Genomic DNA, 11577 nt, shown 5'->3' on the forward strand with positions numbered 1-11577 from the left:
CCTGCGGCGACGGATCTGCGCACACTGGCCGCCACCATCAAGGCACGATGGATCTGCGAGCAGGCGCATCAGCAGTTGAAAGAGGAGCTTGGACTTGATCACTTCGAAGGGCGATCATGGCAAGGCCTTCATCGTCACGCTCTAATGACCATGATCGCCTACGCCTTCCTGCAACATCGTCGCCTCGCATATGCGGGGCGGAAAAAAAAGAATCAACGGGCCTCCGCCTCAGCCAACCATGCCCGCAGTACGTCACGCCATCGTCGATCTCATCCTGCGACCGCGGGCTCAGCGGTGTCCGTACTGCAGAAGACGAATCCTTGAAAAGTCGCTACAAAAACAGTTTCTGCCAAAGTAGTGCTAGGGCGTCAGGCCTGTACGACTTCGCCGTCCGCTTCGCGTGCTCTCGTCAGTCGCACGCTCGGCGTCCACCGCATCTCACCGCAACACTCGTGACGATCGCGACGCGCCCCTCAATCGGGTGAGACGGCTCAATTCATACACCAAATCGCATTTCCGAAATACAGAAATATTTTGCTCGTGAGGACTGGACAGCGGCGGCGAGCAAGTGAGTTGCCCGTCGGGACCGCTTGTCGCACGACCTCGGCCGTCACGCGTAATCGAACAGCGCCATGAAGCCGAAATCCATGTGCAGCTGCTGATGGCAATGAAACAGCGTCATGCCCGGATTGTCGGCGACGAAGTCAAACTCGACCTCCTGGAAGCCGCCGAGCATCACGACGTCCTTGAGGACACCGGCGGTCGGCTTGCCGCCGATCCGGACCAGTTCGAAGCTGTGGCGATGCAGATGCAGCGGGTGGATGTCGTCGCTGGCGTTGCGAAATTTGAGACGGTAGCGGCGGCCCTCATGCACCTTGTACATCGGCTTCATGGTCTGCATCGAGAACGCTTCGCCATTCAGCGTCCACTGGTTGAAGCCGTTCACTGCGCCATTGCGCTTGACGATCAGGAACTCCATCGTCTCGTCCGGCTTGGCGGTCGTCGTCTCGGCCTTGCCGAACTGCGTGTAGTCCCAGCGGAACGGTTTCGGCTTCGCCCATTGAGGCTTGCCCTTGGCACCCGCATATTCGACGACGATACCCATCCCGCGCTTGCGGTCGTCGTCGGCGAGATCGCCGATGATCCAGACGCCGGGATGGTTCATCTCGACAATCGCTGAGATGCGTTCCGCCGTGCCGAGCCAGAGCACCGGCACATTCCGCGGCGTCGGCACGGGATTGCCGTCGAGCGCCACGACCTTGAACACATGTCCTGGCAGCGCGAGGCTGCGGATCTCGCCGGCGCTGCCGTTGAGCACGTGAAACAGCACGCGCTCGCCCGGCCTGACGCTGATCGGATCGCCGTGGCCCAGCATCTTGCCGTTGATCGAGAACAGGTCGTAGCCGACCTCGAAGCCCTTGGCCTTCACCTGTGCTTCGTCATCGGCCTTCTTTCCGATCGCCTCGAGCTCCTTGATCTCTTCGCCGGCGAGAAAGTCCATTGCCATGTCGCCGCCGCGGCTGAAGGATGGCTCGCACTCCTTTAGCACCAGGAACACCTCGCGGTCGTAGGCGCCGGGCTCGTTCTTCGGCTCGATGTAGACGGGGCCGACCTGACCGGTGTAGGTGCCGCGATTGAGATCGCCGCCGGCCGGAACATGGGTGTGGTAGAAGCGGAAGCCCGCTGGCTTCGGCACGAATGAAATCCGGCGCATGCCGTGCGGTGGGATGAAAGGCGAGCCTTCCTCGGCCGCGCCGTCGACGTCGCTCGGGATCATCTGGCCGTGCCAGTGCACCAGTTCCGGCGTGTCGGTATCGTTGTAGACGTCGACCACGGCGCGCTGGCCCTCCTTGAAGCGCAGCAGCGGACCGGGGAATTGGCCGTTGTAGAGCGTCGTCGAGACGATGTGATCGGGAGCAAGCTCGGCCAGACCTGTCGCGATCCGCAGCGTGGTATCGGCCTTCTCCTGCGTGGCCTGCTCGTCGGCGCGAGCGAGGCGTGGTGCTACACCGAGAAGAGGGAGGAGGGCGCCGCCGGCTAGCATGGAACGTCGGTTGAGCGGCATGGCACGGGTGTCCTTATGCGACGTTCCAGCTTCAGCGATCGTCGATCGATGCCTGTGCGGACGCAATTCACTTTCGTGAATCGAGCGCCCGCGCGGTTGTCGGCTGTTGCTTCCGCTTCGGCGAACTTGCGTCATTCTCACCTAAAGGGATCGCGCTTGAGACGCAACGACGGCTGGCCGGTTCCGCCCAAATCCTCATCACCGGCCTGCCTTCAAACGAAGCTTGTTATTAGAATTGTATAATATAAACAGCATGATAATATAAATTGCATGCAGCATACAAAATGTGCTTGTTGTTCCGCGCAAGCTGGAACAGACTTCGCTCCTGGCAGGGGCAGGCGGATGACCTTCAATGGCGAACGGTCACGCGATGAAAGAAACGAGGCTGCCAACAGGGGGTAAGCAATGAGCGAACAGGTTTCCACCATCGCAATGGCAGACACGGCGAAGCCGAGCGGCGTGCGCTGGAAGATCTTCCTGCTGATGCTGTTCCTGATCTCGATCAACTACATCGATCGCGCCTCGCTTTCGGTCGCGATGCCGCTGATCGCGAAGGAGTTCGATATCGATCCGGCGATGCAGGGCCTGATCCTGAGCTCGTTCTTCTGGACCTATGCCGTGATGCAGGTGCCGGGCGGCATGCTCGCCGACCGGTTCAAGCCGCGGATCGTGATCGCGGCCGCAACGTTTTTCTGGGGCGCGTTCCAGGCGCTCGCGGCGCTGGCCCCGAGCTGGTTCCTGTTGCTGCTGACCCGGCTCGGCCTCGGTGCGTCGGAAGCGCCGATCTATCCGGCCGGCGGCAAGCTCAACGCGATCTGGATGACGCAGACGGAACGCGGACGCGGCGCGACCTTGCTCGACGGCGGCGCTCCGCTTGGTGCCGCGCTCGGATCGATCGTGATCGCGTGGCTGATCGCGGTGTTCGATTCCTGGCGGATGGCCTTCGTCATCGCCGGCGTCGGCACCATGCTGTGCGGCCTGTGGGCCTGGTACTACATCCGCAACGAGCCGCGCGAGCACCCGTCGGTCAATGAGGCGGAGGCGCGCTATCTCGAGGAGGCGCATGCGATCGAGGATGCGGCGACGCCGCCGCCGTCGGGCGCGAGCTGGATGGCCTATTTCCGCTTCCGCTCGGTGTGGTGCATGTGCCTGGGCTGGATGTTCTTCAACACCACCTTCTACGGGCTGTTGACCTGGATGCCCACCTATCTGTTCAAGGTGCACGGCTTCGACATCAAGGTGCTGGGCAGCGCCTCCTTCATCATCTTCTTCGCGGGCTTCGTCGGCGAACTGGTCGGCGGCTGGATCGGCGACAGCTGGCGCGCGCGGGGAGGTGCGCCGAACACGGTGTTCCGCACCCTGTTCGGGATCGCGGCGATCATGGCGACCGTGTCGATCTTCCTCGTCGCCTATGTGTCGAATCCCGTCGCGGTCGTGGTGCTGCTGTCGACCACGCTGTTCTTCCTGCGCTGGTGCGGGATGTACTGGGCGATCCCCTCGGCGCTCGCGGGCCGCGGCAAGTCAGGCTTTCTCGGCGGCTGCATGAATCTCGGCGGTAACATCGCCGGCATCACGACGCCGTTGATCGTGGGTCTCATCGTGCAGGCGACGGGCTCCTATTTCCTGGCGCTGATGTATTTCGCCGCCACCGGCATTGCGCTGTTGATCTGCTCGACCTTGATCGACTACAGCCGCAAGCTACCAGTCTAAAACGCGCGGGGCCGAGTCTGCACGAGGCTCGGCCCGTTGATGAGGCCAGTGAATGACACGTCCCGTCCGGCTCGGCATGCTGACGCCGTCTTCGAACACCGCGCTCGAGCCGATCACCTGCGCGATGCTGGCGGGCATCGACAATGTCTCGGCGCATTTCTCGCGCTTCAAGGTGACGGAGATCGCGCTGTCCGACTCCGCGCTGCGCCAGTTCGACGCCAGCGAGATCCTGCGCGCGGCCGAACTGCTGGCGCATGCCAAGGTCGATGTCATCGCCTGGAACGGGACGTCGGCGAGCTGGCTCGGCTTCGATCGCGACGAGAGCCTGTGCGAGCAGATTACGGCGTCCACCGGGATCAAGGCCTGCACCACGGTGCTGGCCTATCGCGACCTGTTGCGCCGGATCGGCGCGAAGCGCATCGGACTGGTGACGCCGTATCGCAAGGACGTCCAGGACAGGATCATCGCCAATTGGAATTCGGCAGGGCTGCATTGCTTCGCCGAGCGGCACTTGTCGCTGCAGGACAATTTTTCCTTCGCGGAGGTCAGCGAGGCCGAGGTCGCGTCGCTGATCGAGCAGGTGGTGCGCGAGGGCTGCGATGCCGCGGTGGTACTCTGCACCAACATGCGGGGCGCCGGTGCCGCCGCGCGGCTGGAGCAGCAGTTAGGCGTGCCCGTGCTCGATTCGATTGCGGTGACGCTGTGGGTGTGCCTGGTTGCGACCGGCTGCGATCCGTCGCGGATTCAAGGCTGGGGCGGCCTGTTCTCCAATCCGGAGCTGCGGGCGGCCACGGCGTTCAACGTGGAGGACGAAGGTCCTCGCGGGCGGTGATGAAGGCGAACAGTGACTGAAACCAGGACGACAGGGCGCAAGAAGGATCCCAAGCGCCGAGGCCCGATGACGGACGGGCAGCGGCGGCGCCTGCGCGTACCGCGGATCGGATTGCACGAGCAGGCGGCGGCGCGGCTGCGCACCATGATCGTGCGCGGCGAGCTTGCGCCCGGACAGCAATTGGGCGAGGCGGATCTGTCCGACGCGCTCGGCATTTCGCGCACGCCGCTGCGCGAGGCACTGAAGCAGCTCGCGAGCGAGGGGCTGGTCGAGCTGCGCCTCAACCACAGCGCCGTGGTCGCGCCGTTCCGGCACGCCGAATTGACCGAGCTGTTCGAGGCCGTCAGCGGCATCGAGCGCTGCGCCGCGGAGCTTGCCGCCACGCGCATGGAGCCCGCCGATTTCGAGCGGCTCAAGTCGCTGCAGGACAAGATCGAATGGCACCACGGTCGCGGCGAACTGCGCGACTATTTCCAGACTAACCAGCAGATCCATTCGGCGATCGTCGGCTTCGCGCGCAATGCTGTGCTGAAGGCGACGCACGAGGCACTGCTGGCGCGGGCCGAGCGCGCGCGCTTCTTCGCACTGTCGGTGCTGGGACGCTGGGATGAATCGGTGCGCGAGCACCAGGACATCCTGGCCGCGCTCAAGGCGGGTGAGGCGGCTCGCGCGGGACAGTTGCTGGCGCACCATGTGCGTCGCACCGGCGAAATCGTCGCGGAAACGCTGGGCGGCGAGGCGGACGCCGCCGCTCCGCCTGAGGAACGCACCAGGCCAGGCGGCCGGACGACAGGGAAAGTACGACGATGAGGATTCTGCTGCTCAATCCCAACACGACGGCGGCCGTGACGGATCTGCTGCATGCCGCCGGCAGCAGAGTCGCTTCGCCCGGCACCGAGCTGGTGCCCGCCACGGCGTCGCGCGGTGTGCCCTATATCGCGACCCGCGCCGAAGCCCAGATCGGCGGCGCGATCGCGCTCGAAATGTTGGCCGAGGCCGGGCCCGGCATCGATGCCGCGATCATTGCCGCATTCGGCGATCCCGGATTGTTCGGCGCGCGGGAGCTGTTCGAATTTCCGGTCGTCGGCCTCGCCGAAGCCGCCATGCTCACCGCCTGCATGGTCGGCCGGCGGTTTTCCATCGTGACCTTCGCCGGTGCGCTCGCGCCCTGGTACGAGGAATGCGTCGCCATGCACGGCCTGACCGCGCGCTGCGCCGGGATACGCACGCTCGACGGTGCTTTCGAGTCGATCTCGGAGGTGCAGGCCGAGAAGGAAGAGCTGCTGGTTGCGCTCGCCAACCGCGCGGTCGAGCGGGACAATGCCGATGTCGTCATTCTCTCCGGCGCGCCGCTGGCCGGGCTCGCCGCCAAGGTGCGCGATCGCATCCCCGTGCCGGTGATCGATCCGGTCGCGGCCGCGGTGCGCCAGGCCGAGACGCTTGCCGTGCTCAATCCTCGCAAGGCGGTCGCCGGCACCTTCCGTCGGCCCGACCCCAAGCCCACGCTCGGGCTGCCGGAGCCGCTGGCCGCCGTCATCGAACATCGCTCACCGAAGGAGGGAGCCCGCTGATGTCCTTCGACACCATCATCCGCGGCGGCACCGTCGTCACTGCTGCCGATACGTTTGCCTGCGACGTCGGAATCCGTGACGGCAGGATCACGGCGCTTGGACACGATCTCGGGCCCGCGACTGATATCATCGATGCGACCGACCGGCTTGTGCTGCCCGGTGGCATCGACAGCCATGTCCACTTCGCGCAACCGTCGGGTGACGGCATCGTCATGGCGGATGGCTTCGCCAGCGGCACCCGTTCCGCGGCGTTCGGCGGCAACACCACGGTGCTGCCGTTCTGCCTGCAGGAGAAGGGCCAGACGCTGCGCGAGGCGCTGAAGCGCTACCACGCGCTGGCGGAAGGCGAATGCCATGTCGACATTGCCTTCCATCTCATCCTCACCGATCCGACCGAGCATGTGCTCGGCCAGGAGCTGCCGGCGCTGGTGGAGGATGGCTACACCTCGCTGAAGGTCTTCATGACCTATGAGGGACTCGCGCTCTCGGATCGCGAATTGCTCGAGACCATGTCGGTGGCGCGCGAGACCGGCGCCATGCTGATGGTGCACGCGGAAAACTATGATGCGATCCGCTTCCTCACCGACCGCCTCGAACGCGCCGGCAACACCGCCCCGCACTTTCACGCGGCGTCGCGGCCGATCCCGGTCGAGCGCGAAGCGACCCATCGCGCCATCTCGCTGTCCGAGCTCGTCGACGTGCCGATCATGATCGTTCACGTCTCGAACCGGGAATCGATGGACGAAATCCGCCGCGCCCAGCAGCGCGGCCTGCGCGTGATGGGCGAGACCTGTCCGCAATATCTGGTGTTGACGGAGAAGGATCTCGATCAACTCAACATGGAGGGCGCGAAATACGTCTGCTCGCCGCCGCCGCGCGATCTCGCCAGCCAGAAGGCATGCTGGGAAGGCCTGCAGCAGAAGGTGTTCTCGGTTTTCTCGTCGGACCATTGCCCGTTCCGCTACGGCGATCCGCAAGGCAAGCTGGCACCGAAGGGCCGCACCAGCTTCCGCTGGGTGCCGAACGGAATCCCCGGCGTGGCGACGCGGCTGCCGATCCTGTTCTCCGAAGGCGTGGTGAAGGGCCGCATCGATCTCAACAGCTTCGTCGCCTTCAGCGCGACCAATCATGCCAAGATCTATGGCCTCTATCCGCGCAAGGGCACGATCGCGGTCGGCTCGGACGCCGACATCGCGCTGTGGGATCCGAAGCGCAAGGTCACCATTCGGCACGAGTTGATCCATGACGGCTCCGACTACACGCCCTATGAAGGGCTTGAAGTCACGGGCTGGCCGGTCCTCACCATGGTGCGCGGCAAGGTCGTCGTCGATGACGGCAATCTCGTCGGCGCCAAGGGCCACGGCACTTATCTGCCGCGCGCCAGGCCACCAGCGGGAGCCGGCCTCCCGTAACCCGCGAACCAGAAGGCAGGAGAGCACCATGCCCTTTGCTGTGACATACGACGGAGTACGCCTCTATTTCGAAGAAACCGGATCGGGCCATCCGGTGATCCTGGTCCATGAGTTCGCCGGCGACTTGCGCAGCTACGAGCCGCAGATGCGGCATTTCGGCAAGCGCTACCGGACCATCGCCTACAATGCGCGCGGCTTCCCGCCCTCCGACGTGCCGGAGCAGGTCTCGTCCTACTCGCAGGCACGTGCCGCCGACGACATCCTGGCCGTGCTCGATCATATCGGCCAGCCGAAGGCTCACATCGTCGGCCTGTCGATGGGCGGCTTCGCGACCCTGCATTTCGGGCTGCGCCATCCGGAACGCGCGCTGTCGCTGTGCATCGGCGGCTGCGGTTACGGCGCCGAGCTCGACAAGCGCGAGACGTTTCGCGCCGAGGCCGACGTGATCGCGAACATGATCCGCAACGAGGGCATGCCGGCCTTCGCCGAGCGCTACGCTTATGGGCCGACGCGCGTGCAATACGAGAACAAGGACCCGCGCGGTCACGCCGAGTTCAAGACCATGCTGGCTGAACATTCGGCGGTGGGATCGGCCAATACCCAGCAGGGGGTACAGAAGGAGCGGCCCTCGCTCTACACGCTGGTCGACGAGATGAAGCGCATCAATGTGCCGACGCTCATCATCACCGGCGATGAGGATTGGCCGTGTCTCTTGCCGGGCATCCTGATGAAGCAGAGCATTCCGTCGGCCGCACTCGCCGTGATGCCGAACTGCGGCCATGCCATCAACATCGAGGAGCCCGACGAATACAACAGGATCGTCGGTGATTTCCTGTCCCAGGTCGAAAGCGGCCGCTGGCCGTCGCGCGATTCGAGAGCGGTGAGCGCTTCGATCACGGGAATGAAGGACTAAGGCACCCGNNCCCGCCACGCCGCGGCGGGGGCGTGCTCGTGGTCGATCCCGATCCTGCGCCGGCGTGAGTTGGCAGCGCAATCTCGAGCGCGCATAATGGCGGCATGAATGTCGTCGAAGGCAACGGTGCCAAAATCCCCGCGATCGGGCTCGGCACATGGGAATTGCGCGGCCGTGCCTGCGCGCGCATCGTCGAGCAGGCTCTGCGGCTCGGCTATCGTCATATCGACACCGCCCAGATCTACGAGAACGAACGCGAGGTCGGCGAGGGGCTGCGCGCCTCGGGTATCAAGCGCGACGACGTGTTCGTGACCACCAAGGTCTGGACCAGCCATTTCAAGCCGAAGGATCTGGAGCGGTCCGCCAAGGAGAGCCTGGCGCGGCTTCGCCTCACCGACGTCGACCTGTTGCTGCTGCACTGGCCCAATCCGCAGGTGCCGCTGGCGGACACGCTCGGTGCGCTGGCGCGGGTCAAGCAGGCGGGGCTGGCGCGCCATATCGGCGTATCCAACTTCACGGTGGCGTTGATCGAGGAGGCGGTGGCCGCGTGTCCGGAGCCGCTGACCTGCGACCAGGTCGAGTACCACCCCTATCTCGACCAGGCCAGGGTGATGGAGGCCTGCGCGCGCCACGGCCTGGCGCTGGTCGCCTACAGCCCGATCGCGAAGGGGCGGATTCGCAACGACCGCGCGCTGGCGCGGATCGGCGACCGCTATCGCAAGACCGCCGCCCAAATCTGCCTGCGCTGGCTGGTGCAACAGAATGTTTCCGCGATCCCGCGCACCTCAAGGCTCGAGCGACTGCAGGAGAACATCAATGTGTTCGATTTCGAGCTGTCCGGCGAGGACATGCGCGAGATCTCCGCGATGGGCAGCGCCAGTGGCCGATTGACCGATTCCGGTTTTGCGCCGAAATGGGATTGAGGCTGACAGGTCTCGACCGCTATTGTAGTGGGCGGGGAGACATCACGACGTGATCGAGTGGGATGAAGTTCCGGCCAAATGCGGATTTGATGGCGTCGGTGCTCGTGCACCTGTTGCTGCTCGCGCTCATTTTCCTTTATTCGGAAGTCCATCAGTTCGACCCTGTCGCCGCTGACACGATGCCGGTCGAGGTCGTGACGCCGCAGGAGGCCGCCGAGGTCGCGCCCGACCCGACGCCGACCCCATCGCCGACGCCGGAGCTGCGATTGCCGTCGCTCGACAAGCCTACCGATCAGGCCGCAGCCCAGCCTGAAGCTCAGGCGCCTGCGCCGCAACCGGCGCAGAAGCAAGAGACCCCGCCGGCACAGGACCCGCCGGCACAGGAGCAGAAGCCGCAGCCCCAGCAGAAGCAGGCGGCGACGCCGCCGCAACCGGTGCCGCAGCCGAGTCCGCCCCCGCAACAGATGGCGAAGGCCGAGCAGCCTCCGATCCCCCAGCAGCCCCCGCCAGCAGCGCAGCAACCCGCGCCGCCGCCGGCGCCTGCCTACACGCAGCCGGAGCCCGATCCCTCAGTCAAATACCACGTCATTCTCGGCCTGCCTCCTTATCTCCCTGCGGAGACGTCCGCTCCGGCGCCGTCGGGCCCTGACGCGGGCATGGACAATTTCGATGCGCCGGCCACCCAGAAGGCCGATATCGGCACCGGCGTGGTCGCCGAATTCCGCCGTCATCTGAAGAGCTGCCTGAAGCTTCCGGCGACGCTGAGCACCAGCGACGATGTCAGGGTCAAGCTGCGGGTGTTGTTGATGCCCGACGGGAAGCTCGCGGCCACCCCGCAGTTGATCGAGGCCAGCGCGTCGGCGAAAGGCCCGCTGTTGATGCAGAGCGCCACCAGCGCGCTGCAGGCCTGCCAGCCCTACGCGATGCTGCCGAAGGATCGGTACAAGGAGTGGAAGGTCCTCGACCTCGATTTCACCCCGCGCGACTTCGCGTCGTAGGCCCACGAGAAGCCTGCGTTGCAGTCAGACTAGTACCCGCTTTTCTTGGAACGTGAGTCGTGATTCAAGGTCGGGATGATACCCGAAGCAAGAGAAGTCCGCCTTTCGAGGAAAGATCGCAAGGTGCTTGAGGCGTGTTGTCGCTCACCGATGACATTGCAGCGCGATTTGAAGCGGGCGCGGATAGTCCTGTTAGCGGCGGACGGGCGCAGCACCCGGTCGATCGCCAAGGAAGTTGGGGTCCAGCCGCGGATTGTCAGCGTTTGGCGGCATCGCTATGCCGACCAAGGCCTTGAAGGGCTGCAAGACAAGCCGCGGCCCGGCAAGCAGCCGATCTATACGAAGACGACCGACAAGCGGATTCTGAAGCTGCTGGATAAGCCGCCCCCGCAAGGGTTTGCGCGCTGGACCGGCCCTCTGCTGGCCGAGGCGCTAGGCGATGTTGACGTCCAATATGTCTGGCGGTTCCTGCGCAGCCACAAGATTGACCTCGCGGCTCGCAAGTCCTGGTGTGAGAGCAACGACCCGAACTTTACGGCCAAAGCCGCCGATGTCGTTGGCCTTTACGTCGCCCCGCCGGCGAAGGCTATTGTGCTCTGCGTGGACGAGAAGCCCTCGATCCAGGCTTTGGAGCGAGCGCAGGGCTATCTGAAGTTGCCCAATGGCCGCGCCTTGACCGGCCAGAGCCACGATTACAAGCGGCATGGCACCACGACATTGTTTGCAGCGCTCGAAGTCGCCACCGGAAAGATCATCGCTACGCATTCAAAACGCCGTCGCCGTGTCGAGTTTCTCGATTTCATGAACAGCCTCACCGCGGCCTTTCCGGGCCGAAAGCTTCACGTCATCCTCGACAACCTCAACACCCACAAGAAGAATGAGAGCTGGCTCAAGGCCCATCCCAATGTGCAATTCCATTTCACACCGACGAGTGCGTCCTGGCTCAACCAGATCGAGGTATGGTTCTCAATCCTGCAGGGGCAGTCGCTCAGCGGCACCTCCTTCACAAGCCTCAAGCAGCTTCAGGAACACATCGATGCCTACGTCAACGCCTACAACGACAAAGCCGAGCCCTTCGTCTGGACCAAGAAAAAGATCCGTCAACGCCGTTTCAAGGGCCGCCGTATCAATCAACTCTGATTCCGGGTACTAG

Annotated in this window: 11 protein-coding genes; 10 read left to right on the top strand and 1 reads right to left on the bottom strand. The window is 64.5% G+C overall.

From position 1 onward, the window contains the following. On the top strand, positions 1–324 hold a 324-nt coding region (locus AS156_RS40765; RefSeq protein WP_144440953.1), incomplete at its 5' end, for a transposase. Between the two features lie 286 nt (positions 325–610). On the opposite strand, the gene AS156_RS17695 is transcribed toward AS156_RS40765, so the two are convergent. Continuing rightward, on the bottom strand, positions 611–2065 hold the full coding sequence (locus AS156_RS17695) for a multicopper oxidase family protein (protein WP_066506782.1): 1455 nt from the start codon (positions 2063–2065) through the stop codon (positions 611–613). Positions 2066–2470: 405 nt separating this feature from the next. On the opposite strand from AS156_RS17695, the gene AS156_RS17700 reads away from it, so the two are divergent. The 9 genes from AS156_RS17700 (at position 2471) to AS156_RS17740 (ending at position 11564) form a co-directional block, all read left to right on the top strand. Then, complete coding sequence (locus tag AS156_RS17700; RefSeq protein WP_066506785.1) at positions 2471–3775, top strand: MFS transporter; 1305 nt, start codon at positions 2471–2473, stop codon at positions 3773–3775. A gap of 52 nt (positions 3776–3827) precedes the next feature. Beyond that, positions 3828–4607 carry a maleate cis-trans isomerase family protein gene (locus AS156_RS17705; RefSeq protein WP_066506788.1) on the top strand — a complete coding sequence of 260 codons (780 nt, stop codon included), beginning with the start codon at positions 3828–3830 and terminating at the stop codon, positions 4605–4607. A gap of 66 nt (positions 4608–4673) precedes the next feature. Beyond that, on the top strand, positions 4674–5417 hold the full coding sequence (locus AS156_RS17710) for a GntR family transcriptional regulator (protein ID WP_082747560.1): 744 nt from the start codon (positions 4674–4676) through the stop codon (positions 5415–5417). Next, the gene (locus tag AS156_RS17715; protein ID WP_066506794.1) at positions 5414–6178 is read left to right on the top strand and encodes an aspartate/glutamate racemase family protein; all 765 of its coding nucleotides are present in this window, start codon (positions 5414–5416) and stop codon (positions 6176–6178) included. Before AS156_RS17710 ends, AS156_RS17715 begins: the two co-directional genes overlap by 4 nt. Further along, positions 6178–7590, top strand: a complete 1413-nt coding sequence (hydA, locus tag AS156_RS17720; RefSeq protein ID WP_201456052.1) for a dihydropyrimidinase — start codon at positions 6178–6180, stop codon at positions 7588–7590. The genes AS156_RS17715 and hydA overlap by 1 nt, the downstream gene beginning before the upstream one ends. Before the next feature lie 28 nt (positions 7591–7618). Beyond that, the gene (locus AS156_RS17725) at positions 7619–8503 is read left to right on the top strand and encodes an alpha/beta fold hydrolase (RefSeq protein ID WP_066506796.1); all 885 of its coding nucleotides are present in this window, start codon (positions 7619–7621) and stop codon (positions 8501–8503) included. Positions 8504–8607: 104 nt separating this feature from the next. Further along, on the top strand, positions 8608–9426 hold the full coding sequence (locus AS156_RS17730) for an aldo/keto reductase (RefSeq protein WP_066506799.1): 819 nt from the start codon (positions 8608–8610) through the stop codon (positions 9424–9426). A 62-nt stretch (positions 9427–9488) separates the two neighbouring features. Continuing rightward, entirely contained in the window at positions 9489–10424 is a 936-nt protein-coding gene (locus AS156_RS17735) for a hypothetical protein (RefSeq protein ID WP_066506801.1), read from the top strand. A gap of 75 nt (positions 10425–10499) precedes the next feature. Continuing rightward, complete coding sequence (locus AS156_RS17740; RefSeq protein WP_066503481.1) at positions 10500–11564, top strand: IS630 family transposase; 1065 nt, start codon at positions 10500–10502, stop codon at positions 11562–11564. The last annotated feature ends 13 nt before the right edge of the window (positions 11565–11577 follow it).

It is taken from the genome of Bradyrhizobium macuxiense (assembly GCF_001542415.1).
Lineage (GTDB): Bacteria > Pseudomonadota > Alphaproteobacteria > Rhizobiales > Xanthobacteraceae > Bradyrhizobium > Bradyrhizobium macuxiense.

Excerpts from the sequence above, each read along its gene's own strand:
- AS156_RS17705 (WP_066506788.1), top strand. The coding sequence starts at position 3,828 with ATGACACGTCCCGTCCGGCTCGGCATGCTGACGCCGTCTTCGAACACC.
- AS156_RS17710 (WP_082747560.1), top strand. The coding sequence starts at position 4,674 with ATGACGGACGGGCAGCGGCGGCGCCTGCGCGTACCGCGGATCGGATTG.
- AS156_RS17735 (WP_066506801.1), top strand. The coding sequence starts at position 9,489 with ATGAAGTTCCGGCCAAATGCGGATTTGATGGCGTCGGTGCTCGTGCAC.
- hydA (WP_201456052.1), top strand. The coding sequence starts at position 6,178 with ATGTCCTTCGACACCATCATCCGCGGCGGCACCGTCGTCACTGCTGCC.
- AS156_RS17725 (WP_066506796.1), top strand. The coding sequence starts at position 7,619 with ATGCCCTTTGCTGTGACATACGACGGAGTACGCCTCTATTTCGAAGAA.
- AS156_RS17700 (WP_066506785.1), top strand. The coding sequence starts at position 2,471 with ATGAGCGAACAGGTTTCCACCATCGCAATGGCAGACACGGCGAAGCCG.
- AS156_RS17730 (WP_066506799.1), top strand. The coding sequence starts at position 8,608 with ATGAATGTCGTCGAAGGCAACGGTGCCAAAATCCCCGCGATCGGGCTC.
- AS156_RS17715 (WP_066506794.1), top strand. The coding sequence starts at position 5,414 with ATGAGGATTCTGCTGCTCAATCCCAACACGACGGCGGCCGTGACGGAT.
- AS156_RS17695 (WP_066506782.1), bottom strand. The coding sequence starts at position 2,065 with ATGCCGCTCAACCGACGTTCCATGCTAGCCGGCGGCGCCCTCCTCCCT.
- AS156_RS17740 (WP_066503481.1), top strand. The coding sequence starts at position 10,500 with ATGATACCCGAAGCAAGAGAAGTCCGCCTTTCGAGGAAAGATCGCAAG.